Annotated in this window: 32 protein-coding genes and 1 tRNA gene; 1 reads left to right on the forward strand and 32 read right to left on the reverse strand. The window is 39.5% G+C overall.

What is annotated here, in order from left to right:
* Positions 1–7: 7 nt before the first annotated feature.
* The 15 genes from LC040_12165 to LC040_12235 all read right to left on the reverse strand — a co-directional run bounded on the left by LC040_12165 (position 8) and on the right by LC040_12235 (position 12,914).
* Positions 8–199 carry a hypothetical protein gene (locus tag LC040_12165; GenBank protein WLR50038.1) on the reverse strand — a complete coding sequence of 64 codons (192 nt, stop codon included), beginning with the start codon at positions 197–199 and terminating at the stop codon, positions 8–10.
* Positions 199–1,461: a phage major capsid protein gene (locus LC040_12170; GenBank protein ID WLR50039.1), complete on the reverse strand. Its 1,263-nt coding sequence runs from the start codon at positions 1,459–1,461 to the stop codon at positions 199–201. Before LC040_12170 ends, LC040_12165 begins: the two co-directional genes overlap by 1 nt.
* 37 nt (positions 1,462–1,498) lie before the next feature.
* Complete coding sequence (locus tag LC040_12175; protein WLR50040.1) at positions 1,499–2,194, reverse strand: HK97 family phage prohead protease; 696 nt, start codon at positions 2,192–2,194, stop codon at positions 1,499–1,501.
* 14 nt (positions 2,195–2,208) lie between these two features.
* On the reverse strand, positions 2,209–4,221 hold the full coding sequence (locus LC040_12180) for a phage portal protein (protein WLR50041.1): 2,013 nt from the start codon (positions 4,219–4,221) through the stop codon (positions 2,209–2,211).
* Between the two features lie 12 nt (positions 4,222–4,233).
* On the reverse strand, positions 4,234–5,529 hold the full coding sequence (locus tag LC040_12185) for a PBSX family phage terminase large subunit (protein ID WLR50042.1): 1,296 nt from the start codon (positions 5,527–5,529) through the stop codon (positions 4,234–4,236).
* Entirely contained in the window at positions 5,510–6,394 is an 885-nt protein-coding gene (gene terS / locus LC040_12190) for a phage terminase small subunit (GenBank protein WLR50043.1), read from the reverse strand. The genes LC040_12185 and terS overlap by 20 nt, the downstream gene beginning before the upstream one ends.
* A 43-nt stretch (positions 6,395–6,437) precedes the next feature.
* Positions 6,438–6,677, reverse strand: a complete 240-nt coding sequence (locus tag LC040_12195) for a hypothetical protein (protein ID WLR50044.1) — start codon at positions 6,675–6,677, stop codon at positions 6,438–6,440.
* A 151-nt stretch (positions 6,678–6,828) separates the two neighbouring features.
* Entirely contained in the window at positions 6,829–8,118 is a 1,290-nt protein-coding gene (locus LC040_12200) for a DNA methyltransferase (GenBank protein WLR50045.1), read from the reverse strand.
* 79 nt (positions 8,119–8,197) lie between these two features.
* A complete protein-coding gene (locus LC040_12205; GenBank protein WLR50046.1) occupies positions 8,198–8,488 on the reverse strand; it encodes a hypothetical protein in 291 nt (96 codons plus the stop codon).
* An 864-nt stretch (positions 8,489–9,352) separates the two neighbouring features.
* Entirely contained in the window at positions 9,353–9,739 is a 387-nt protein-coding gene (locus LC040_12210; protein ID WLR50047.1) for an ArpU family phage packaging/lysis transcriptional regulator, read from the reverse strand.
* Positions 9,740–9,751: 12 nt separating this feature from the next.
* Positions 9,752–9,880 (reverse strand): hypothetical protein, encoded by a 129-nt coding sequence (locus LC040_12215; GenBank protein ID WLR50048.1) that lies wholly within the window; start codon positions 9,878–9,880, stop codon positions 9,752–9,754.
* 109 nt (positions 9,881–9,989) lie between these two features.
* Positions 9,990–10,559, reverse strand: coding sequence for a hypothetical protein (locus LC040_12220; protein ID WLR50049.1), 570 nt, complete (start codon positions 10,557–10,559; stop codon positions 9,990–9,992).
* Between the two features lie 36 nt (positions 10,560–10,595).
* Positions 10,596–11,429, reverse strand: a complete 834-nt coding sequence (locus LC040_12225) for an HNH endonuclease (protein WLR50050.1) — start codon at positions 11,427–11,429, stop codon at positions 10,596–10,598.
* 89 nt (positions 11,430–11,518) lie between these two features.
* Positions 11,519–12,658 (reverse strand): DUF3800 domain-containing protein, encoded by a 1,140-nt coding sequence (locus LC040_12230; GenBank protein ID WLR50051.1) that lies wholly within the window; start codon positions 12,656–12,658, stop codon positions 11,519–11,521.
* 55 nt (positions 12,659–12,713) lie between these two features.
* Complete coding sequence (locus LC040_12235) at positions 12,714–12,914, reverse strand: XtrA/YqaO family protein (protein ID WLR50052.1); 201 nt, start codon at positions 12,912–12,914, stop codon at positions 12,714–12,716.
* Between the two features lie 173 nt (positions 12,915–13,087).
* Between LC040_12235 and LC040_12240 the strand changes: the two genes are divergently transcribed.
* Positions 13,088–13,180 (forward strand) — tRNA-Ile (locus LC040_12240).
* Between the two features lie 115 nt (positions 13,181–13,295).
* Here LC040_12240 and LC040_12245 read toward each other — a convergent pair.
* From LC040_12245 to LC040_12325, 17 genes are all read right to left on the reverse strand, one after another.
* Complete coding sequence (locus LC040_12245; protein WLR50053.1) at positions 13,296–13,958, reverse strand: 2-methylcitrate dehydratase; 663 nt, start codon at positions 13,956–13,958, stop codon at positions 13,296–13,298.
* A 16-nt stretch (positions 13,959–13,974) separates the two neighbouring features.
* Positions 13,975–14,418, reverse strand: coding sequence for a RusA family crossover junction endodeoxyribonuclease (locus LC040_12250; GenBank protein ID WLR50054.1), 444 nt, complete (start codon positions 14,416–14,418; stop codon positions 13,975–13,977).
* Positions 14,415–14,585 (reverse strand): Fur-regulated basic protein FbpA, encoded by a 171-nt coding sequence (locus LC040_12255; GenBank protein WLR50055.1) that lies wholly within the window; start codon positions 14,583–14,585, stop codon positions 14,415–14,417. Before LC040_12255 ends, LC040_12250 begins: the two co-directional genes overlap by 4 nt.
* Positions 14,582–14,779, reverse strand: a complete 198-nt coding sequence (locus LC040_12260; protein WLR50056.1) for a hypothetical protein — start codon at positions 14,777–14,779, stop codon at positions 14,582–14,584. The genes LC040_12255 and LC040_12260 overlap by 4 nt, the downstream gene beginning before the upstream one ends.
* A complete protein-coding gene (dnaB, locus tag LC040_12265; GenBank protein WLR50057.1) occupies positions 14,776–16,077 on the reverse strand; it encodes a replicative DNA helicase in 1,302 nt (433 codons plus the stop codon). Before dnaB ends, LC040_12260 begins: the two co-directional genes overlap by 4 nt.
* Before the next feature lie 4 nt (positions 16,078–16,081).
* Entirely contained in the window at positions 16,082–16,438 is a 357-nt protein-coding gene (locus tag LC040_12270) for a replicative helicase loader/inhibitor (GenBank protein ID WLR50058.1), read from the reverse strand.
* A gap of 12 nt (positions 16,439–16,450) precedes the next feature.
* The gene (locus LC040_12275) at positions 16,451–17,266 is read right to left on the reverse strand and encodes a DnaD domain protein (GenBank protein WLR50059.1); all 816 of its coding nucleotides are present in this window, start codon (positions 17,264–17,266) and stop codon (positions 16,451–16,453) included.
* Positions 17,267–17,283: 17 nt separating this feature from the next.
* Positions 17,284–17,466 carry a hypothetical protein gene (locus LC040_12280; protein WLR50060.1) on the reverse strand — a complete coding sequence of 61 codons (183 nt, stop codon included), beginning with the start codon at positions 17,464–17,466 and terminating at the stop codon, positions 17,284–17,286.
* Between the two features lie 27 nt (positions 17,467–17,493).
* A complete protein-coding gene (locus LC040_12285) occupies positions 17,494–18,195 on the reverse strand; it encodes an MBL fold metallo-hydrolase (protein WLR50061.1) in 702 nt (233 codons plus the stop codon).
* Positions 18,192–19,169 carry a recombinase RecT gene (locus tag LC040_12290; protein ID WLR50062.1) on the reverse strand — a complete coding sequence of 326 codons (978 nt, stop codon included), beginning with the start codon at positions 19,167–19,169 and terminating at the stop codon, positions 18,192–18,194. Before LC040_12290 ends, LC040_12285 begins: the two co-directional genes overlap by 4 nt.
* A gap of 46 nt (positions 19,170–19,215) precedes the next feature.
* A complete protein-coding gene (locus LC040_12295) occupies positions 19,216–21,201 on the reverse strand; it encodes a hypothetical protein (GenBank protein WLR50063.1) in 1,986 nt (661 codons plus the stop codon).
* Between the two features lie 2 nt (positions 21,202–21,203).
* Positions 21,204–21,371, reverse strand: coding sequence for a hypothetical protein (locus LC040_12300; GenBank protein WLR50064.1), 168 nt, complete (start codon positions 21,369–21,371; stop codon positions 21,204–21,206).
* 103 nt (positions 21,372–21,474) lie between these two features.
* On the reverse strand, positions 21,475–21,669 hold the full coding sequence (locus LC040_12305) for a hypothetical protein (GenBank protein WLR50065.1): 195 nt from the start codon (positions 21,667–21,669) through the stop codon (positions 21,475–21,477).
* Positions 21,653–22,012 carry a zinc-finger domain-containing protein gene (locus tag LC040_12310; protein ID WLR50066.1) on the reverse strand — a complete coding sequence of 120 codons (360 nt, stop codon included), beginning with the start codon at positions 22,010–22,012 and terminating at the stop codon, positions 21,653–21,655. The genes LC040_12305 and LC040_12310 overlap by 17 nt, the downstream gene beginning before the upstream one ends.
* Before the next feature lie 170 nt (positions 22,013–22,182).
* A complete protein-coding gene (locus LC040_12315) occupies positions 22,183–22,386 on the reverse strand; it encodes a hypothetical protein (protein ID WLR50067.1) in 204 nt (67 codons plus the stop codon).
* A gap of 34 nt (positions 22,387–22,420) precedes the next feature.
* Complete coding sequence (locus tag LC040_12320) at positions 22,421–22,636, reverse strand: hypothetical protein (protein WLR50068.1); 216 nt, start codon at positions 22,634–22,636, stop codon at positions 22,421–22,423.
* 126 nt (positions 22,637–22,762) lie between these two features.
* Positions 22,763–23,074: a hypothetical protein gene (locus LC040_12325; GenBank protein ID WLR50069.1), complete on the reverse strand. Its 312-nt coding sequence runs from the start codon at positions 23,072–23,074 to the stop codon at positions 22,763–22,765.
* Between the last annotated feature and the right edge of the window lie 16 nt (positions 23,075–23,090).

Genomic DNA, 23,090 nt, shown 5'->3' on the forward strand with positions numbered 1-23,090 from the left:
TCCTCCCTCACTTCTTTTCTTCCGGACCATCAACTTTAGTAGCCTTCGGTCCTGGTCGTTTTCGACCGGATCCTTTTTCAACCTCGGCAATTCCAGATTCAATCCACTGTTCCGCGGTCTTATCATCAACATCAATAACAGCGCCGGGCTTTTTAGTTCCCGATGCTGTCATAATGCCCGCTTTTAATTTAATTTTCATTACGCACCAGCAACCTTCAAGACACGAATTGCCTTTGGACGAACAACACCGCCACCGACACGGCGCTTGTATTTGAAACCAATCAAGCCGTCTTCAATGTAAAGCTCATTCAAACGTGTGATAGAACCACCTTTACGATCAACAATACGATAACCAGCATTATAATCACCAAACGTAGCGATTTCAGATTCGTTTGCCACAGTGTCAAAATCATCCTGCGTATAAATTGGCTTGCCAAGGAAAGTGTTTGGCGTGCCAGCTTGTACGCTAGGCTGCCATAGGTAGTCACCTTGACTATTTTTGAGCGTGCGTAACATCATTTCCGTCTGAGAATGTACGACATACGAACCGTTTCGACGATACTGTGTAGGTACGTCATACATCAATTTAATGAAATCATCAATTGTAGCTGTACCAACCCCTGCAGTCACAGTACGCTGAACATTTGAATTAACCAGGATTCCTTCAGGCTGCTCGTTTGAGTGTCCAGTACCTTTTAAGAATGCTGTATCCTCTGCTTCAGCAAATGCACGGTTGAACGAAGATGCCATGAACTGCTGAAGGTTTAAATCAGTGTCTTCCAGCTCGTCCTCACCGATTTTGGTCAGGCCGAGTACGTCTTCGACATAAATCCATTCTTCATCCGGAGTCATATCGCTTTCAAAGTCTGCTAGTTTCTTTGTAGATGACGTTTCAAGCTTACCCCATCCTACAGATACTTCTGTCATTGAACGGCGGCGAATTCGGTCACGGTTGGTAGGGCGAACCGAAGCAAGTTGACGGAATACCGTCAATTTCGGAAGCTCGCGATAAATCTCTGCGTCCAGTGCTTCAGGTACAATAATTTGGCCTGTTGTGTCTTCCACAAGCGCCTTGCGTTCTTCCGGTGACATTCCACCTTTTCCTTCACGCAGGAATTTAAAGAAAGACTTTTGCTGCTCTGGTGTCAACTTTCCTTCCTCTGGATTTTGTGCTGGGTCGTGGTCTGGTTGAAATTTTCGATTCATTTTTGTTTCAGCTTGGTCGAGACGTTCTTTCAATTCGTTGAGCGTCTGATTGATGGTGTTAATTTTATTTTTCGTTTCCTGCGTCGCATCACCAAACTTTTTAATTTCATCAGCCTGCTTATCACCAGCTGCTTTAAGCTCCGTGAACGCTTCTTGAATTTGTGTAGCAAGTTCCTTAGTGCCACTGTCTCCGTTGAAATATTGAATATTTAAGTTTAATGGCCATTGAACTGCCTTTTTTTCTTTCATTGCCATTCATATTTCCTCCTTATTTTTCACAAAATAAAAAGCCTTACTGCATTGATTTAGCGTAGGCTTTCATTTCATCTACTATAGATTTTAGTTGCTTTTGTTCATCTTCATTTGGCAAGTTATCAGGTTCATCTTGCGTCTGAGGTTCCGCAGCATTAATAACAGCTTGCATGGCCTCAATAGCTGTCTTTAATAATTGACGATTTTTTTCACTGAGTACACGTCCGGCTTTCACTTCTTTTTGTAGCTCATAGACCACATCTAAGTGATTCCAAACATCATCAAGAGTTTTTACTCCACTAACTAAAGCTTGGCTATTTGCTCCCCAGGTAACAAAGCTGTATTCCCATAACTTTAATTGCAATAACTCTCGAGCATTTTCACCTTTATTCCATTTATCTTTCAAAGTATTAAACCCAATTGAAGTCTCACTAATCACACCATCATTCGCAAGAATAATTAAATCATTTCCAAGTGTCGTCTTAGAAATTTTGCTAACGGTGTACAACCCTTTGCTATCTTCTTCAATATGTTTTGGTAAACCAACTGGTGATTTAATATCATGCTGCCACAAAACTTTAATTCTACTTTTATCCTGTTTAACGGTTTGAGAAAACGCGCCTTTACGAACAATATCTCCATCTGAATCCTTAAAATCAAAGGTAGATACGTAAGCCTCAATCTCCCGTTTCTCCTCATCAACTTTAAATTCAGTTGGAAGTGACTTATACTTCAAAGTTTTCCCTCCTCTCATTCATCTGCAGGCTGATACTTCTCGCAACACCTGCACTGTATAACTTCTTTAGCAGGTCCGTCCGGGTCACCTGGATACATCATAAAATGACCGCCAACATCATATGGCTCATCGAACGGCTTTGTAACACCGTCCATTTTTTCATGAGACTTTCGAGTACGCTTATCTCTTGTTGCTACCCATGTTTTTGTAAGTGGAATGCCAGTGGCTTGAGCGCCTGCGCGATTACCATAATTACTTGCGCCAATTACTTCGGTTCGAGCAATGCGTATCGCTCGATATTTATCGAAGTCTTCATACTTTCGCTCAATATTTTTGGCAATTTCCTGTGTGCTTAATCTGTTGGCAACACCATCACCAATAACGAATTTCAAAAGCTCAATTGTGTATTCACTAATCCCTACTACCTCTTGCGCTACAATATCCGCAATGTAAGCCTGGATAAAGCTATTCTGCTCTTCAAAAAGCATAGCAAACGGGTTGAGCTTCACCTCAATATCTCCTGCAGCCTTTTTCAAATTGGTAAAGGAATCACTTCCAAATTCTTCAGTGACCGCAAGCCACACCGCTTTCAGTGTCTTCTGCCATTCAGTAGCTTGACTCTGCAGTATCTCTTCAACCCCATCTTGGCCTAATTTTTTATAAGCAGCTACAACCGTTTTCTTTTCAGCTTCAAACCTTTTCTTCACCTGCCTTTCAGCTGCTTTTATGAAAGGTCGCCTTCGCCTTTCGAAAGATTGGAAGTATCGGTCATTTGACTTTTGTTCGAAACTTTTTTCTTCATCACCTTCAGGAATATCAGTTTGATCATCAGGCGCATCTTCTCCCTCTGGGATAACACTTGCAGGAACTAATCGCACATTCCCGCCTTCAATCGCTTCATACCCAGCTGCTTCTCTTGCTTCGTTTATTTTTAGCCAACCGGCTGCCACTGCCTTATTATTTCGCTCGTAAACAGCATCTCGGTTTTCTTGAAGGGCTTCAACACGATCGGTGTCTACGGCAAGGAATAAGTTTTCTCCAAATTGAGGTGCCAGTTCATTATTCATTTTAGAAATTACTTTATTGAATACCGGAAGAACTGTTTCTTCATAAAAAGCACGCCTTGCCTCTTGGTAATTCGAATAGGTGGCATGCTCTTTATCTCCTACAATTTCAGGAGGAACACCAAAAGCCGCACATATCTCAGTGCGGCTCAATTTTTTTGATTGTATAAAATCCATATCTTTAGGATTAATTCCAATTTCTTGCCATTTCACACCACCATGCATCAAAAGGGCTTTTCCTGCATTTTTGATACCTGTATAGCTAGCATTAATCTTTGACATCATACGATTATATTGAGTATCATTCAAAGGCTCTTCATGTATCCAGGCTCCACTAGGACGTCCACTGTTCTGTAATAACGAAGCATTCCACGCGTTTGCTGCGTTATCTTGATCAATTCCACGTGCTGCCACTTGTATTGGAGACCACCCATAAAAATCCTCTAAAGGCGCAAAAAATTTAGTATGCATTACCTTTTCACTAGGAATTAAGATTTCTTCTCCGTTAGCCTGGTACAAATAAGAACCAATATATTTTTCTAGATGAGGGACAACACTTGTCCTATCAGGCCTTAGTAGCCATAATTCTCTTGATGGTCCTTTATTCGGTCCGTTCATCTCCACATAACTGTTTCCAGAAAGCATTTGAAAAGCAACCCACGCTTCAAAAAATTCTTGACCACTCTGTATAGCATTAGGTTTTTTCAATAAATCTAGCAATACATGTTGTTCAATTTCAGTTAACTCCTTACCTTTCTTTTCATAAAGAATAATAGGTAGGTATGATGCTGATTGAGCAATTGCCATGACACATCGATAAACCCAAATATTCCTTTGAAAACCCTCTTCAGCTAACTTTTCAAATCGTTGGGGTGTCCAAATAGGTTGCCCAACATACATGCTGACAATTGCTCGCTGCACTGCCTGAGATTTCATTAACCACTTGCTAATAAAATTCAACAACTATCACCTCCTCTATAACCCATGAGTGTAAATGCCATAACGTTCAGCATCCATTGCATGGTCATTCTTTTTGACCGGCTTATCTTCGCCACGTTCAGCAGCCTTCTCATCCCAAACATAGGAATAACGTTCTCTAATTAAATTTTTGCAACTTTTATGAGTGTAATTACGACCTTCAGAAATTGTAGTCGCAACATTTCTTATCCCATCTACTACACTATTTTTTGCTTTACGAACCATGAGTTTGCCATGCAAATGTATTTGAGCAATGAAAGATGCTGCAGAAGGGTCAATAATTACCATATCGGTGTATCCTTCACAAAAGGCTTCTAAGTCTTCATAGTACTCTCCATCGGTTTTTTGCTTACCTTTATTCCGACCATCATAATAATATTCTTTCAAGTTATAAAAGGTCGGAATACCCTCTTTATCGTAATAAATCCCTTGCAAGATAAATGCTGTAGGGTTCTGGGTTCCATAATCGATTGTAACTTGGTACTCATGAATTTCTTTCGGCCATTCATTTATGACATGCTCCTCTTCCTTCCACATATCATAAATGACACCCTCAGCTAAAACCCATAGGCCGAGAATGTAACGCTTAAAGAAAACACCGCTGTACATTCGCCGATAGCGCGCTTTCACCTTTTCAGAAAGAGACAGATTGTCATCCATCGTAAAATGTAAATGCAGCATGTTCTTTTCTTTCAGCTTATCCAGCCACTCTAACTTGAACCAATGGTATGGACCCGCAGGGTTACAGTTAAACCATAGCTTTGAACTTTCAACTGAACACCGAGCAGTAGCTTGGTCCACAAAACTTTTTGGCATTAAAGCAGCTTCATCAAAGAACATGCCAGCAAGAGTAATTCCTTGGATAAGGTCTTGCGAGGACTCATCTTTCCCGCCAAATAAATAAAAGTAATTAACTTTCCCTTTAAAAGTAATTGTTAAGTAGTTATCTGCACGATGGTCTTTTACTTTATATCCCCGGGAACGTAGCATGCGCTTTAAAGGGGTAATCACATTCCGGCGCAAAGCACCGATTGTCTTACCAGACATTCCGAGATTTTCTTCATGGAACGTCTCCATACCCCACATCACATAAGACAAGGACATGACAACCGTTTTGCCTGCACGAACGGAACCATCACATATAATACCGTCTTTCTCTTGATGTGGTGAATCATCACGCCACCAGGTCAATACTTTGAGCTGCTTTTTACTAAAAGGTTTAAATTGAAAAGGCGCAGGCTTTTTCTTTCTTCTCATCATGAAAGACACTTTATTACTCATCAGTGTCTTCATCTGACCACACCTCAACTGTTGTAGCATTCAATGCATCAATAAATCCGTCATCATCATACTCAACCAGTTCTTCAGAATTCCTAGTTTGCTCAATTTGCAAACGTGTCTGTTCAAGCGTTCTCTTATGTTCAAACACTTCTTCCATTTCATGTTTCAGCTTAATGGCTTTTAGCTTCTTATCCTGCACTCGAGTCAGCGCCTCTTCAATACGCAGAATATCATCGATAACGCGGTATTCTGTTTCTTCAACTTCTGTAATAACCAATTGCTCCTTAACACGAGGGACCACTTTCTTATCGCCTGTCTTTTCATCCACTACCTCAACAGGCTCTTTGACAGCCTTACGTTCCTGTAGAACGCGCTTTTGTTTCTCAGTAAGGCCATTCATTAAGTCTTGAATACGCTTGAGCATGCGCCGTTCTCGCAGGCTTAACAGACGTATATTTTCTTCAAGCTGCAGTCGTGGTCCTGTATCGATAGCAAAGAACATTGTTTGCTCTTCTTCATCCAGGACATCCAGATAAATCGTTTCAAACTCACCTGTCACCACTGCATTCTTGTTCTTCTGAGGTGCCCCGCCTCCTGGGTTTCCTAGTGCATTCTTATTGCCTTTGGGCGCTCCGCCGTTATTGCCTTTTGCATTCTTGTTACCCTTTGGGGCGCCACCTTTTCTCTTACGTTTATTTGCAGTACTACAATCATTTTTTTGCAGTACTGCATTCCATTTATCGCGTGACTTCCATGATGAGATTGTCTTTTCTTTCTCTCCAAGAATTTCTGCGATTTTTCTGTTTGTGATATTTCCATTGTGTTCTTTAAAAAGTTCAAACGCCTTGTCACGATTTGGATTCCTTGGTCTTGGCACTACATCTCACCCACCTCCCGAAAGAGCTTATGTTGAGTTTGTTTTATAGATCATCCTTCTGAAGCTCCAAGTCAATCTCGATAAGTTTCTTTAAGTCATCAACTGACTTAATTTCAATGCGCCCATCTTGGAAGTCTTTAACCCAGCGAGCAATCCCGGCTTGGATGATACGGCGATACTTTTCTTTGGATTCAAGTATGCTTTCTATGGTTTCAACTTCATATTCAAGTAAGAGTTGTTCTTGGTCATCATCATTAAAGGAACATTTGTTCTTATTTTTCATTGTATGCACCCCTGACTTGAATTAAAATAGTCATAAGATAGTGGAGCACATTCCTATTCAGCGGCCGCGGTGAGTCCACTATCTTTTTCCAGGGGTGTCTGGTTAAACAATTGGGAGGGCGTTGCAACGTCCTCCTTTTTTATAGCATGTTTTATGCTGCTTGCTTCCGATGTATCAGCACCGGCTCTTCGCCAGTCATCTCATAGAAACGCTTTTTAATGACATCACAAAAAACCAGATCCAATTCCATCGTCCGGCAAATTCGATTCATTTGTTCACATGTCATTAGCGTTGAACCACTACCACCAAAGAAATCAATTACAATGTCACCTTTTTTACTGCTGTTTCCAATTGGAATGGCCAACAGCTCTAAAGGTTTTTGAGTTGGATGCACATACTTCGTAACATCTCCTCGAGACACTTCCCATACTGTTGCTGGTTCTGGGTTTTCAACCTGCAATCCTGATTTCCAAACGGTGGTCTGCTTTCTATCCCCATACCAAGCTGGCGACTTGCCCTTTAAATGAGCATAAAAAACAGGCTCATGTTGAAAGCGATACTGAGCCCAGCCATATGATGCAGCGTTTTTCACCCAAATACATTGGGTTCTTACAGTAATACTCGCAGCATTCATATTATTCTCAAATTCCCGTTGATAAGAGGAACCATGAAAAACATAAATAGCTGCTTTTGTATCCATGATGCTTTTATAATTTTCAAAGACTGCTTTCAAAAAATCATTAAACTCTTCATCACTCATATCATCATTTTGAATCTTTCCTCTACCTGAGGAATTAAGCTCTTTAGATTCACTTTCAACTGCAACGTTATATGGCGGGTCCGTAACAATTAAATTGGCTTTATCCCCTCTCATTAGTTGTTTTACATCTGATAGCTTTGTCGCGTCTCCACAAACAAGTAGATGCCGGCCCAACTTCCATACATCCCCATATTGGGTTTCTGCTTCCTGAATTTCATCTAATGCTTCCTGGACATCAAATTCATCTTCTTCAACCGGTTCCTCAATTTCTGTATCTGTTTCCAACCCATTGAGTAATTGATCAAGTTCATCCTTTTGATAACCTGTCTGTACAGAAATTTCGTCCAAAGAAAAGTGCGCTGTTAGTTCTTCTAACAGCGCACTTAACATTTCTTCATTTGTTTGACCACGTAAATGACTAAGACTGATATTGAGCAGTTTTGCTTCTTCGTCAGTCGTTTCCACAATGACACAAGTAATTTCTTTTAAGCCAGCTTCTTTAGCAGCTCGCCAACGCTTTTCACCTTTGATAATGGTCATATCGTTTCGGACTAAAATAGGTTGAAGTACACCGTACCTTCGGATGCTTTCAACTAATGAATGATAGATATCCTTCTCCATGGTGTTTGGGTTCCATGTAGTGTTTTGAAGCTTTTTTAACGTTACATTCTCTATTCGCACTGCAATAGTCCCCTTTGCTATTTCTTGAGTTATGTTAGCTTTGGAGCCAAAGAAAAAGCACCACGATGGGTGCTGTTAATCAGTCCTTATATGTATTAAGATAATCAATTTCAGACACAAGATAGATGTCTGGAATTACCTCATTATCAAAACCAAGTACATGATGTATTGAAGCAATTCTATATTGTTGATTATATTTTAATTTACTTTTTCCGATATCATCACAAACCTTCTCGATTTGAGTCATTAGTTCATTTGCTACTAAAACTACGTCACCTTTTTGTAATGGGTAGGCATAACTGACTTCCCCTACATGGTGATAACCTCCAGTTTCTCTCTTATAGCCAAGATAAATATTATATTTGTACATTTAGTTCATCTCCTTTCTATGCCAACATTCGACAAAAGGAGATATTTTCCTTCACAAACACCAATAAAGCTTGTCCTCTAATGAACAAACTAATACTCTCCTCACTTTTTATGGCATACGCTTGATCCTTTGCTCATATCAATATATTAATCCAAAAATCGGAGGGTGATATAATTGAAGTGTAAATTTTCCAAAGAATTCGTTTTAGTTATTAGCAATAAGTCCTTCATTAGGTTGTATCTTTTTCATGAGGCGGGGGCACTAATCAGAGAAATAATTGATAAATGGCCCATGCCCCCTTTTTATTAGAACCCCCTAATTTGGGGTTCTTTTTTCATTTCTTAATACATCTTATTAAAGTAAATTATATATATTACAAAAAATTTCATTTAATTTACTTATGTCAACCATAAAATTTGTTGTTTTTCCATTCACCCGGAATCAAACCAAGCCCCCTTAAAGCTTATCTAGCCCAAGCGTGCAACCTTACACCATGAATGCATGATAAAATACCGCCATATCTTAATGCGTTGGAGGATTTCCACAGCTGCATTGATTAGCGGTTATTAGATAAATTATTATGAAATTATTAAGAGATAGTCACATTCAGAAGGACTTTCACCTTCTCACCTCGTAGCCACCACCGCAATTCAGCGCTCAGAACTCCAGCTGCTCCTCCATAAACCGTACAGCCTTCCCGGTTCCGTAGATGTACCCGAGTACGTCTTGATAAGGAAGGCGACGCTTCTCCCAGAGTTTTTCCCTCTAAGAAAAGCTTACTTTTTTCATAAATTATATTAGTCCCCCATTTTATCCCTTGATTCCTCGGGGTTTTATCGAACATTAGTAAATTAAATGAAAAACCTATATGATACCGAGTGCTGTTGCTATTTGAAATATAGCCTGTTTTTTGACTGTGTAATATAAATCTTTATCAATACCCATTTCTATATAAACTGTGATATCTTTGACTCTTTCTGGACCGAGGTACTTTCTTTCAATTACTTCACGCTCCAAGGTGTCCAAAGACTTTTCCAATGCACGTTGCATTTGCCTATATTTTAATTTACATATAACTTCTTCATCTTTTGAACGCATAGAAGGAAATAAACATGAAACTCCCTGTTCTTCAAGCTCCTTCTGGTTCTCCACGGCCACACGAATTGCTTTAAATAGCTTCAGTTCTGAAGCAACTTTACGACGGACTTCTTTCTCATCGATTTCTGGAAACAATGAAAGCTGAGCTGGCATAGCTTGTCCTCCTTACTTGAATCGTTTTTCTTCTACATTGAACAAGTACTGCAGATATTTAGAGCGATGAACAGGTTGAAGTACTCCTGTGCGTTTATCTTGCCGATACTGGTTTACTTTCCAGCGAATAATGTATTTCATTTAATTCACCTCTTTGTGCAAAATAAAAGAGGACACTAATTAAGTGCTGCGTGTGCAGCTAGCTTAATCAGTGTCCTCCAGTGGGCTGGTAGAACTTTAAACAGAAATATTAATTTATGGCTAAAAGGTTCTTTTTCTTTAAGAATTGACAAATGTCTTCGTAATAAGGTAGGTCAGGATATAATTGAAAAGTCCAATGCTCTTTCTTTAAAGCACTTTCTTCTGCATCAAGATGTTTGACCTTCTCTATCATTTCTAGCGGATTTCTCCCTTTATAATATAAAGGGTTTCTTGGATTTTTCTCATTTAATTCTTTCACATGTGCTCTATAATCTTCCTTAGTGCATTCATTCACCTTCATAAAATGACTAATTAACTCTTTTATTCGCTCTTCTGAATTGCTTCTCAAAGCAGAATGATTAAAGTGTTTAATACTATGACAATTGTAGCACAAGCATTTAATGTTCTTAAGAATCAAAACCCGACTTTCTTTATTAATTTTCCATTCTTCATGAGCTTGCAACTTTTCCTTATATCCACATACCATACACTCGTTGTTGTTTCTCCGATAAATTTCATACCTAATTTTATCCCAAAGGCTTGCGGGGAGAACTTTCCTTAAATTTTTGCCTTGTACGTATAATGGCATATTCAAAGTAATTGATAATTTCAAATCCATTTGATTACCTCTTTTTATCTAAAGTAATAAATAAATTTACGAATTAAAATATTCTCTAACTCTACCTTTTAGTATTAGGACGTCACTTTCTAAATCTAAGATATGCATCTTATCATGACAATTAGGACAAAGTGCTACTGTATTATAAATAGAATCTTCTCCGCCCCTTGACAACCAGTCAATATGATGAGTGTGAAGGTGTGGTTCTCCTTTAGAGTTAATAAAAGGTGCCAACTTCTCGCACAACTGACAAACGCCATCGGCCCATCGCTTAGCGTATTCTATTACAAGGGGATCCCGTACATATGTTGTAGTTGTAGTTCGTCTCTTAGCCCCTCTACTATTTGCATGGCGAGCTCTTTCTGCTAATTCTTCATCGGAAAGTCTCTTTACTTGCTTCTGTTGATATTCAGATTTCTCATCTAACAACTTTTTAGGTATATTAATGGGGCCTTCTCCATTAATTACACTTAGTGGAAATACCCAGACAGTTCTCAATTCACCACTATCATCTGGTTGGATTGTTTGATATGGTTGTCCTACTAATTGGACCTCTCCCATAAAAATGTATTGCCCTTCTCTAAAAACTTCAAATAGAAAAACAGATACACCGTTATGAGTAGACTCAGCCAAAGTTTTATTTTGCATATAATTAAGACTTTGCTGCCCTAATTGACCCATACCAGTATAATGTAATAGTCCATCAATCCATTTATCTTCATAAAGAGACTTGGTATGGTCTGACACAAGAACCAAGCTATTTGTCGTGTTTGATTTTCTCATACCTCCTGAAACACCACATTTAAAAATGTTCATTAATTCTCTATTATTTAAAATATCTCCTGGCTCTAATCCTGGTTGGAACTCCATTTTAAACATCTCCCTCTAACAAGCATTCATCAAACTAAAACCGGACAACACATAAGGACTTGCTTGATTCAATGTCTTCCGTAGACCAGCTATGTTTTTAAATAAGGTTTGATATCTATTTCAGGCAACGATACTTTAATATTGTCTTGTATAATGTCAACACTTTGAGATATTTGGGCAAGCAAAATATTTGATCCTATAAAATCACAAAAACCTCTACCTGGAAAATCATCGTTAACTATGTATGAACTAACTAAAAATTCACCAATCCTTTTAAATTCACTATTTATTTCTTCTCCTAAAACAATTTTATTACAATAAGCATTAAGTGAACTGGATAAAACATCTGCTGCTTGTATCAAAGGATTTTTCTTTGAATCACTCATTTGAAAATAACTTAGCTTATCTATAGAAAAAATGATGTTTGCACCATTCTCCAATACAAATTCCTCAGTATTTGCTGATTGAGAATATAACTGAAAAGTTTCTGGGTATGCTTTCCTAAATTGTGCAACTTCATCATGAAACATTCTGATTTTTTTAATTCCTGTATACTTTGAAAAACTCTCAATCATCTGAACGAAAGAGGTAAATACCGGGAGATTCAATGTGTGCAATGCATTTCTATCCATTGCATTCATTGTATGGGTTTCTTCCTCTAAAATTTCAGACATATACTTATCAGAACCTTTAATAGCAAAAGCAAGATCATGAAGGCCATTGGTCTCCAAATCTTCTACTAGATGTAATTGGGCATCCTTAATAGCTTCTAAGGTTGGATTGTTATGTGCTTCAGCAAACTTCTCAATTGCACCACTCGATATATGATATATTATTTCAGCTATATTTTTTTTCTGTTGATTCATCCAAGAAAAGGTTTCAGTAATTCGATCATTATATTCAGAATCTAAGTATGCCTCAACCATCTTAGCAGCCACACAATATCTTTTTTCAGCTATTATAAAAAAAGGCATACATTGAGCTGCCCCCATTTCTTCGATTAACTTTGAACTAAATTCAGCTCCTCTTTTCCTCTTTAATATTTTAGCACCTTTTAGCTCTTTAGCTTGAGGATAATAACCTTCTTTTAAATACTCAATTCTGTTTTTTGCTCTATAAGAAATACTTCTTTCTATCATCCATCCCGACAAAACATAAATAGGCTGGTTCGGGTCTAAATAATTTCCACCTGTGTTACCTGCTTCATCGCAGTAAATATCATAATTCATTTTTATCCCCTCTTTTTATTCCCTTATAAATTATAGTCATAATTCCCCGTTTTCCCTAAAATTCTTCACCCTCTTCATTCCTCATCCTCTTAACCTTCCCTTGATGCGTAATTATCTTATACTCCCCATGTTCCGGCAATCGACAAAATTTCGCTTTCCCACCACAATATACGACAACAAACGGCCTATTCCCTTCTTTTTCTAAATCTATTTCCAGCTTCATACTTTCACCAATTGTTAGCTCTTTTGATTTCATAAGGATTCCTCCTAAAAAAATAATAGTGTTATTGATCGAGTCTTTAGTCAGGGGGGGAAACCTGGCTTTTTTATTACAGTAGTATTTCTACAAAAATTATTGGTTATTATGGTAAATTAGTTTGACATTAATAGAAGAATAAAGTAAATTATTAGTAGTATTTTAATATTTGTGGAGGGGTTGGCATGCTGGTAATGCTAAGACGATTGATAATCGTCTGGTCGGATACCCGATCCGGGGGTTCAATTCCCCTCTCCTAACCACCAAAACATTTATACTTTAGACTTGATAGATTAAAAGAGGACAACTATGCATACACTGCATTTTTTGTCCTCTTTTATCATTTATTTCATTCTTTTAACTAAATCATTGGTTAATACGTTAAGCTGCCCCATCCTCACTCTGGTCATCCTCCGCTCCTTTACTGTCCGGCTCTTTTTTATCAGCACCCACTTCTTCTTCCTTATCCTCAGAGGAAGAACTTTCTCCTTGTTTCCATTCCCACCACTTCTCAGCTAGTGGAGCCACGCGCACTCGATACTCATCAATCAGATCCACTATCTTTCCTGAAGACATATCTAGCTCATTTGCAAGCTTCAAATACGTTTCTCCTTCTAGTCGGCGTTTTACAATGTTTGCAAAGTCACCCGGTAAGTCATCATAGTTAGGTGAAAAACCTTCACTAATAAACTGGTCAATGACTTCACGATCAATCTCTTTTTTCTCTTCCTTCGTAGGAATGTCTTCGGCTGGCATTCCTAAATCAGCTTCAAGCTGTTCCTGATCCGGTTTCACTTCTGACACAACCCCTCGTTGGTCCACTTTATACTGGATCATAGGTGTATCTGTCTGTGTATTCACTTCCACACTAAAGTTCACTATGGCTGACTCCATTGAGATATCAACCTTACCGCCAACCATTTCAGAAAGAGAATCAACTTTCCCTTTCAGAAGATTGACCGGAGCCTCAAGCTTAATCTCAACGATACCGTCCTTCTTAATCTGCGCATTCTTTACTAACGCTTTATAATCGATGTATGGCATTGTATTGTCCTCCTCATTATTGAATCAGTGATAACTGCTGCTCTTGTGCTTCCAGTGGCTTCACAAGAATTTCCACTCTTGGTTTTTCGCTGTACCACTTGCTGACTTGTAGCTCGACAACCTGGCTATCATCCTTCCAGATGACTTTGTTGCAGGCATCTTTGATGCCCTTTACATAATTGTCAACATCCGGCTTTGTCACCGGTCTAAGTTCCCCACGCTCAGCAGCTGCTTTCTTTTTCTTGCTGAAGCTCTTGAGTGAGGGCTTGTACACTTTCACATGCAAATACAACGGCCCTTCTAAGAGCTTCCTTGGAGCATGTTGAGAGGCGACCAACTGCACGTACGTTTTAAAATCTTTCGACTTTTTAGGGTCGTACATTCTCACTCTACCGTTAATAGTGGAGGCTCTTGGGCGTCCTTGAGCAACTGGTTCGCCGTATACCGTAAAGGTAATCATGCCCCTTCACCTCTGACATTTAAAAACTCTTCTTGCAGCTCACTGTACGTAAGCTCACTTAGGGAACGGCCGTTTATTTTATTGACTCCAATCCTTGCAAGAAATCCGATATATTCTTGGCGCTTTAATTCTACTGCTTTTCGTAACAATCCAGCTTGGTCATTCATAAAACTTCCTCCTTTCGCTGTTCATTCAACCGGTCAAGGTATTCATCAAACATCATCAGTCCCTTGATTACTTCAAGCTTTGAAATCGACTTGAGCTGCTCGTGCATTTCACTCTCGAAATCCTCTTTTTGCAAGACTTTACCGGTACACTCATAATGCTCTACTAACCTTTGAAACATTGGATTAGCACTCATTGCATGGCCCCCTGTCTACTTAAATCAACAAACCGCCCATATTCTTTTAAAAATGCGAGTTCAACTGTCCCGACAGGACCATTACGCTGTTTTGCAATAATCGCTTCTACAATGTTTTTCATTTCAGACTGCTTGTCATAGTAGTCATCACGGTATAAAAAGGTGATAATATCCGCATCTTGTTCGACGTTTCCGGAATCGCGAATATCGGACATCATTGGGCGTTTATCTTGACGAGACTCTACGCCACGGCTCAATTGTGAAAGCAATACAACCGGCACATTAAATTCTCTAGCCATATGCTTCAATTCACTTGAGATATGACCAATAGCTAGGTCATGACGTTCAAATTTTCCAACTGGTGTAATAAGCTGGAGATAATCAATAATCACAAGATGTTGTTTGTCAGGTTGTTCTTTTATCGATTTTCGAACTGCAGCCCGAATATCAAAAACCGTTTGAGCTGGTTTGTCATATATATTCATCAGCCACTTTTCAAAAATACCGATAGCTCGAGCGATAGCCTCATGGTCTTCAGGAGTAAAACGTTTAAAAGGATTCTGCCACTTGGATCCGTCTACTCTTGAAATGCCTGACAAAACTCGTTTGATAAGCTGGACATCACTCATCTCAAGGCTAAACACGTTAGACACACCGCCTTTATGTGAGTGATTCATCCCCAAATTTAATGCAAAAGCCGTTTTCCCTATTGAAGGACGAGCAGCCACGATAATTAAATCGCCGCCCTGAAGTCCACCCGTCATATCATTAAAATCCTTTAATCCAGTATCAACGCCAGTAATATCCCCACGCGGCGTATTCATTTCTTCGAATATCTCGATAAGGGCTTCCCTTTTAGAACGTGGTGCAGCCATGTCTACTTCCTGCAGCTCGGCAAGCTGATTATATATTTCAACAGCATTTTCATCTGTTGGATCCATACTTAGCCTTGAACCGAGCTGGTATCTCATTCTTTGCTGAAAAGCTTTGATAACCATACGCTCATATGTTCGAATTGTGGACGTAGAAGGGACTGAATCAGCCAACTTACTCAGGTAATCGACTCCGCCGATCTGCTTGACTGATTCTCCTAACTGAGTAACAACCGTAACCAAATCAATATTTATCCGTTCTTCAGCAAGCTTTCGCATGGCCTGAAAGATGTTTTGGTGTCCAGGTCGTGTAAATTGCTTGGGTTCAAGTCTGCAATCATGAATTAACTCTCCGTCCAATAGAATTGAACCCAGCACAGCTTGTTCTGCTTCGATGTTCTCCATCAAGGGTCTAGGTGTATTCATAAAATCACTCGTCTTTCAGCAACTTGTTATATTTATGCCTTAGCTTTTCTGGTAAAAAATCGACAAACGTTTTCGTATGTCCTGCTTTTCTAGCTTCTGCGACGGCCCGTTCCCACTGTCTGATATTCTCAAAGTGTGTATTCTCTTGTTTTGGCTGGGCTGCAATCTCAGCGATGGTTGGTGGAAATTTATTTTTAGCCATATGCTCATCAAGGTTGAATAGCACACGTTCATAAGGCATTGGAGTCAACTGCTTTACCCATACTTCGATTCGCTTTTCACCTATGCTTCCAGTCAAATCAAACTGAGTATAGGCAGCTGCAATCCGTTGTAAAATGTCAAAAGCTTGTTCCTCGTTCACAGTTCATCCCCCCTAGCCAACGCCATGCTTGCGTTTATATTCTTCAATGGCAGTCAGCGAATCATTTTTCTTTTTGGGTTGTTTAGAGAAACTTTGCTGAACAGGCACTCGCTGCTTTTCATGCTGAACAAGATCAGGAATCGTTTTTATCCCTGCCTTTGCCCAATTAGAAAGAGTCCGCCAAAGATATTGCATAACCCGTTTATCTGAATTACGCACACGCTCTATAGCTTCCAAGACTAATGATTCCTCCATGCCGTCCTGGTCAATATAGGACCCAAGCATTTCAGCATGGTTAGGACGCAAATCAAAATCAAAAACCTCACGCCACAATTCAACAATGTCTCCCCAAGTTGGTTTCTTAGGTTCGTGAACACGATCAGTCAGTCTGTCATTCTTTCTATCAGTCAGTCTATTTAATACTGCACAACTGTCTGCACGATTGCCTGCATGACTGCCTGCATGACTGCCTGCATGATTGTCTGCACAACTGTCTGCATTATTTGCAGGCAAATGGGTTTTACCTACATGGTTGTCTGCATTATTTGCAGACAGAGATAATAACTGATAAATTGCTGCTTGATTACCTGACCGAGATTTATAATCTATATAGCCTTTTGTTTTAAGCTCATTTCGAGCTTTATAGAAGGTTCTTTCTTTTAAACCAGCTTTCATACATAGCACCGATGCAGCTACCGTAAATCCTTTTGCCAATCCGTGTTTATTGCTTATGTGCACTAAGGAGTGCCATAGAGCAATGGCGGATGAAGTCAGTGGATTTGTTTCGAGCTGATCATAGAATGCATGAATGGTTTGTTCGTAACTCATCTATTCACCCCCAATAGTTAATCTATCCTTTCACAAAAGATGAAGCCGTCTCTTGCTTCCACTGGCTTGTAGTTCCGGTAGCCTTTCTTTAAATAATCCCTTACCTGGCGCTTGAACTCTTCAACATCCGTAAATTGCAGCTCCCAAATCTCTTTCTTTATCTTCACTCTATAAAGCACACCATTATCGATTAATTTCATTCAGATTGCCCTCATTTCATGAATGAGCTAAGGTACGTAGACAACCTTTCCTGTTAGTTCCTGAACTTCACGTTTGAACTCAGCTTCATCACTGTTTGTATCGCTTAAATGAAGTATCCAAATTTCCTGAACACGAGTTAAGTCATTTACTTTAAGAAATTCCTTTACATTCTCAAGGCTAAAATGGGACCGAATAAGACGCTTCTTCATAGCCTTGTGTACTTTGCCTGTTGCAATGTTCTCGTTTAGGATGCTCATGCTGTAATTACACTCAACCATAATGTGAGTTAAGCCTTTAAACCTGTATTTGATATAGTAAGTATCCGTAGCAAATAAAACCTTCTCGCCACTTTCATTCATTAACAAAAAGCCTAGTGGCTCTGATACATCATGCTGAACATCAAAGGGAAGAATCGTCCACGTGCCTATCTTAAATTGCATCTTAGCCTGAACTGGCTTTACTCGATGATGGACAAGGTTTAAAGCTTTTGCAGTGCCAGCAGACATGTAACAATCTATTCCGGCCTTAAGAACATCTTTGACAGACTTAGAGTGGTCACCATGTTCATGAGTTATTAAGCAACCCTTCACTTTAGACATTTGAAAGTTAAAACATCGTTGGATATCTCTATACCTAATCCCACATTCCAGCAACAAAGGAGTACTGCCATCATCAATGCGATAGCAGTTCCCCGCGCTACTAGAGGCTAAAGCTGTAATCTCAATCAAAACCCAGGACCACCAGTTCCGGTATCTTCGAAACGGATCGCCTGTTGCTTATGTTCTTCTGGCTGGTGACTAGCCGTAACTGGTTCTTTTTGTTGCGGAATATTCACCGTGTTTGATTGGGTATTTTCTAATCTTTCAGGCTCTGCCGGCGCTTCCTCATATTCAATATCAAGAATCTCCTGATTAGCATTTTGTTGAAGCTCTTCCTGCAGTTCTGCTTCTTCTCTTGCATCATCTGAACGATTGAAATGCTTCATTACAAGGCTGCCATCATCACTAGAGTTTAAAAACTTCTTGCACGCACGGTTAATGACTGTTTTCTTGGCCATTTCCTGTTTGAATTCATCATGCGTGCTGCCTTTCTTCTCAACCTTCTGGTCCTTGCCCCAAAATTGAGCTTTGCTCCAAGCCTGACGAATCTCGTCTATAGTCATTAACTCGTGATAAGTCTCCTCATCTTGCATTACAATCGTTGCGTAAGCACCTAGAATTTTATCTTTATTGATATTGCCAAACTTTTGCTTATGCGCAAGGTTCTTAACTCGGCCATTTTGCATTTCGTATTCAACCTCATCCCCTTCATAAATGACCGCAGCATCAATGCTTTTAGCACCCGTAACCCGTTTTGTTACGGCCATTGTTCCAAAATAAGAACGTTGGAAAGTAAGTTGATTGCCATATGCAATAAAATACCCTTGCTTCTTAGCTGGATTAAGGCCCTGCACAACCATATCTAACAAACTATTTGCAATAGAATCCTTTGTACAGTGTTCCAACACAGGGCCATACTTATCTTTTCCAACCTTTGCTTTCGTGCTTTGAAGTGTTAACCAAGCGCTTTTCATAGCGTTCTCAGGGCTGTAGTTCGCAGGAAAGTGGATTTCTCCACGTTCCTGGAACTCTTTCACTTTATTAGCTACAACATCCACCGTATCTTTTTTAACCATCGCTAACTCATTTTTGTTTTGAGCCAACTAAAACACCTCCTAATCTACTTGCAAAAACGTCATATATGCTCATTTAGATAGCCTCCCTCATATGCTCAGGCAACACTTCAATTCGCAATTCCTTATCCGGTTCACTAACAACAAGGCTGATAACTTGTGCATCCGTATCAATCAACCTTGTAACAGCTTCACTGTTGTCTACGAAAATTGGAGCTTGGAAGCCATAATGCTCTGATAGTGTATTAATGATGTCTAAGCCAATGTTGATTCGAGCTGCGTTATTCAAACCACCTGAATACGGCACACCCTCGTATAGCGTTTCACACGTTTCTTTTAAGCCATCGTTGATTTGAGTATCGAACAACTTAAAGCGAGCGTACTTAAACTTACTATTGATTTTCTCTTCTAACAGATTGACCTTTTGACGTATGAACTGCTCAGTAAGATAAAGCTGTTCTTCTAGTTGCTCAAATTCTTGAGCAAGCGTCTGTTCTTGGCTTTCCAGTTCAGCAATACGTCTTTCACATAATCGAATCTGAGCGAATTTAGCTTTGTCCTGCTCAATCATATTGATTTCATTGACCAGTTGACGTATTTCTTGGTGCACTTTATTCTCAGCTTCATAAGTAGATGCCTTTAACTCTTGAATCTCATGGCGTACTGCCTCAGTCTCTTGAAGCTTCTGATTGTAAGCTGGATTTTCAGTAATTTCTGTTGTATTAGATTGGAGTGTTTCGATGTCACTCTTCACTTTGGTTAGTCCTTGTTGTACTACTGCAGCTTTCTTCTTCAAGTCCTCAGTTTGTGCTTGATATGTTTCAATTGATTGATTTAAGTCTGAAATTACACTGTTAGCAGCTAAGCCTTGTTGCTTAATACGTTCCAGGCGTTCGGCTTTCTTACGGTTAAATTCTGCTTGAGCTTTTTTATGAGCTTCCTCTATTTGTTCTTCAGGTAAAGCTTGTCCACACGTTGGACAATTCTCATCATGGTGGAACTCATGTGTTTCTGCATTCACCTTATGCCACTGTTCACGTAGTTTATTTGCTTCTACCTCACGGTTATGGATGGACTCCTGGTTTAATCGAATTTGGTTTTCACAACGCACAATATCTGTATTAATCCCGTCTAAACGGCTTTGCGTCTGATATAGAAGCTGACGTTTTTGGTCGATTTTTCCGTAATTTGATTCACGTTCTTGATTCTTCAACTCCATTAATTCAGATTGAATCTCACGCAGCTTCTTTTCTAACTCTGATACTTGACCACCTGAACGAATTCGATTTAACTCTTGCTCTTTTGCTTCACGCTTACTTTGCAGTGATATGATTTGTTGCTCGATCTGCTGTTCATTTAAGCCAGCCACCTCTGGAATGGAACGTCTAACTTCACCAATTCGAACAGGAATCCGTTCTAACTCCTTATTAATCTCTGCACGACGAGCAGCAATCACTTTTCTTTGATCATCGATACTTCTACCATTTAAGATGCTAGGTAACTTTCTAAGCGATGAATCTGAAGCAATGACTTCCTCATCTGTAATATCACCGCAAATTTCAAGCAGAATCTCACGCCGTTTCTGCCAATGTAACTGTTCATTGAAATATGCAGGGTTTGTCAGAAGCTTAAAGATTTCTTCATCGATTATTTGTGAAACCTTATCAGCAAACTCTTTCTTCTTTGCTGGAACACCATCGATATAATAATCCGTTGTGTGCCCACTGAATTTTTTAATGGCTGAACCGCGCTTTTTCGTCCACTTCTCGTAATAAACTTTGCGCAAGCTCACCATTTGACCATTGATAGAGAATACACCTTCCACTTCGTGCTCTAACCCTGAAAGTTCTTTGCCGCGTTGATCAACTCGTTTGATTTGAAACTGCTTTTGATTGTGGCTATCTTTGTCAAAGAGCAACCAAACGAATCCATCAAATAACGTCGTTTTACCAGTAGCGTTATCTCCAAAAATACGGACATTTTGACCTTCAGCATCAAGGACGAAATGGGTAATGCCCTTAAAGTCGCGCAAAGAAAGTTTTATAAGCTTGATTTCCTTCACCTTTATGCCCCCTTAACTTGATTATTTTTCAGCTCAACAAAACGTTCATATTGTTGGCCGCTTTTAAATTGAAAAACAGGATTTCCGTTAGGTTTAATTGTGATACGTCCGCCAGCTAACGCTAGTGCTTTCTGAGCTGCAAAATCACTGCTATAAGGAATTTCACGCAATCTTCTCGCCTCCTTAGTTGAAAACAGAGGGCAAATTCAGATATACTAAAAGCAAATGTTATGGAACTTGCCCTCTAGATGGTCCGTGTTGCCGCACGGGCCATTATTCATTTCGATAGATAACACTGTACAAAAAGCAACCTCCGTCTTCGTCAGGCATGGTATTTAAATGAACTACCTCAACGTCCGGATTCTTCTTTGTCCATTCGTTAAATTCAGCTGAACCTACTAACTCAACCGAACTCAATAACCCTGATATCTCAGCATGACCAGTCATACATTCACCCCACTTTCTCATTCTGCAGCTCTTTCAATTGCTCTAATTTCTCAATAATCGAGATTTCTGTTCGAGCTAACTTTCTAGCGATATGTCGGTAACTGTATAACTTTCCATCACCAATAAGCTCCATATGCCCCAGAAGGTAAAACTCTTCATCCAAGGTGTAAGGCGGAAGAACATCTGAACCAATTTGTTGTCCTAGCTTCGATATTTTCACACCGACTTGGCATGTTCCAATACAATAGCGATGTGCCTCATGTTGACCGTATAAATTCCTGTTTTGATTCAAGATTTTGCAATCTCGACAAACGTTATCTAACAAGCGGATAACCTTGCGACGAATAACCGCCGGTTCAATCATTTGCTGTCCTCCTTTCGTATGTATTTGATGGGTCAATTCCCATCGTCATAGGCAGGAATCGGAATGGCAGTTCAGGGAGGGGTGAACCTGAAATTCCTACCTATGACGACAAGAACTGAAGTCCTTGCCGTACCACTTAAGTGGTGTTAAGATGTGTTTAAGCATGTAAGTTATTTTCCAACCTGGGAGCAGTGAGTGTGGGCACACTTACTGCTCTTTATTTGTGCTCCCATTTTCCAATTCAGTGCGAGCAATTGACGTTTTGCCTCCAACTCAACAGCTATTAGTAAGCATGGATTGCTAAGCGCTTTGGCGCATTCTTCTTTTACTTCCTTAGCAGTCATTAAACGACTAGCAGTTAAAACTCCATTCACATTTGTTCACCCTTTCAAATTAATAGATTCTTAATTACAAAGGTCTTGCTAAAGAAACTGTGCAATACAGCTGCATAACAAAAGGTTGCTGTTTCTCAAATGCTTTATTTCTTAACATTGGAATATTGTAGGCCATTTCCAAATCGGTCATTAGATTTGAAAGACGAATCCCTTTGATATGTTTGGGCGCGTTAGAGTCAACAATTTCATTGAAGCGTTTGGTGTATTGAAGCATTTCACCTGCGGTCACTGACTTCACCCCCTATAACAATGCGTGGTTCCCACTCCTGAATAACTACCTTCGATTTACAAATATTGCAGAAGCAACTGTTTTCTAACCAAGTAAACCAAACTTGTTGATCTGGCTTGAAATCTTCTAAACACTCACCACAATACTTGGCTGTTGTTCGTTTAATCGATGACAACTCTTCACCGCCTTCACCTTAATCCCACGTTTATTTAAACTCTTAATAAGTGCGGAAACCTGATTCTGCTCTACTCGAGCTTTCGTTAAACGTTGCAGTTCCTCACGACAACGTTCAGCTTCTGCCTTCCAATACTCAGCTTTGTCCATATCGCCAGTGATATCTTCATGATGATAAGTACGTTTTAAACACTCGATCATACAGTCATATAGTTTGCTAGCTTTCTGAACATCTTCAGGTAATACAATCTCTGAAAAATCCACTTTTCTATCCTCCATG

The sequence above is a fragment of the Bacillus tianshenii genome, assembly GCA_020524525.2.
Taxonomy (GTDB): Bacteria; Bacillota; Bacilli; order Bacillales; family Bacillaceae_N; genus Bacillus_AV.

What these genes read in the sequence shown, in the direction of transcription:
- LC040_12165 (WLR50038.1), bottom strand. Translation starts at nt 199, where the DNA reads ATGAAAATTAAATTAAAAGCGGGCATTATGACAGCATCGGGAACTAAA.
- LC040_12170 (WLR50039.1), bottom strand. Translation starts at nt 1,461, where the DNA reads ATGGCAATGAAAGAAAAAAAGGCAGTTCAATGGCCATTAAACTTAAAT.
- LC040_12185 (WLR50042.1), bottom strand. Translation starts at nt 5,529, where the DNA reads ATGAAGACACTGATGAGTAATAAAGTGTCTTTCATGATGAGAAGAAAG.
- LC040_12195 (WLR50044.1), bottom strand. Translation starts at nt 6,677, where the DNA reads ATGAAAAATAAGAACAAATGTTCCTTTAATGATGATGACCAAGAACAA.
- LC040_12205 (WLR50046.1), bottom strand. Translation starts at nt 8,488, where the DNA reads ATGTACAAATATAATATTTATCTTGGCTATAAGAGAGAAACTGGAGGT.
- LC040_12210 (WLR50047.1), bottom strand. Translation starts at nt 9,739, where the DNA reads ATGCCAGCTCAGCTTTCATTGTTTCCAGAAATCGATGAGAAAGAAGTC.
- LC040_12215 (WLR50048.1), bottom strand. Translation starts at nt 9,880, where the DNA reads ATGAAATACATTATTCGCTGGAAAGTAAACCAGTATCGGCAAGATAAA.
- LC040_12220 (WLR50049.1), bottom strand. Translation starts at nt 10,559, where the DNA reads ATGGATTTGAAATTATCAATTACTTTGAATATGCCATTATACGTACAA.
- LC040_12225 (WLR50050.1), bottom strand. Translation starts at nt 11,429, where the DNA reads ATGGAGTTCCAACCAGGATTAGAGCCAGGAGATATTTTAAATAATAGA.
- LC040_12230 (WLR50051.1), bottom strand. Translation starts at nt 12,658, where the DNA reads ATGAATTATGATATTTACTGCGATGAAGCAGGTAACACAGGTGGAAAT.
- LC040_12235 (WLR50052.1), bottom strand. Translation starts at nt 12,914, where the DNA reads ATGAAATCAAAAGAGCTAACAATTGGTGAAAGTATGAAGCTGGAAATA.
- LC040_12245 (WLR50053.1), bottom strand. Translation starts at nt 13,958, where the DNA reads ATGCCATACATCGATTATAAAGCGTTAGTAAAGAATGCGCAGATTAAG.
- LC040_12250 (WLR50054.1), bottom strand. Translation starts at nt 14,418, where the DNA reads ATGATTACCTTTACGGTATACGGCGAACCAGTTGCTCAAGGACGCCCA.
- LC040_12255 (WLR50055.1), bottom strand. Translation starts at nt 14,585, where the DNA reads ATGAATGACCAAGCTGGATTGTTACGAAAAGCAGTAGAATTAAAGCGC.
- LC040_12260 (WLR50056.1), bottom strand. Translation starts at nt 14,779, where the DNA reads ATGAGTGCTAATCCAATGTTTCAAAGGTTAGTAGAGCATTATGAGTGT.
- dnaB (WLR50057.1), bottom strand. Translation starts at nt 16,077, where the DNA reads ATGAATACACCTAGACCCTTGATGGAGAACATCGAAGCAGAACAAGCT.
- LC040_12275 (WLR50059.1), bottom strand. Translation starts at nt 17,266, where the DNA reads ATGAGTTACGAACAAACCATTCATGCATTCTATGATCAGCTCGAAACA.
- LC040_12280 (WLR50060.1), bottom strand. Translation starts at nt 17,466, where the DNA reads ATGAAATTAATCGATAATGGTGTGCTTTATAGAGTGAAGATAAAGAAA.
- LC040_12305 (WLR50065.1), bottom strand. Translation starts at nt 21,669, where the DNA reads ATGAGAAAGTGGGGTGAATGTATGACTGGTCATGCTGAGATATCAGGG.
- LC040_12310 (WLR50066.1), bottom strand. Translation starts at nt 22,012, where the DNA reads ATGATTGAACCGGCGGTTATTCGTCGCAAGGTTATCCGCTTGTTAGAT.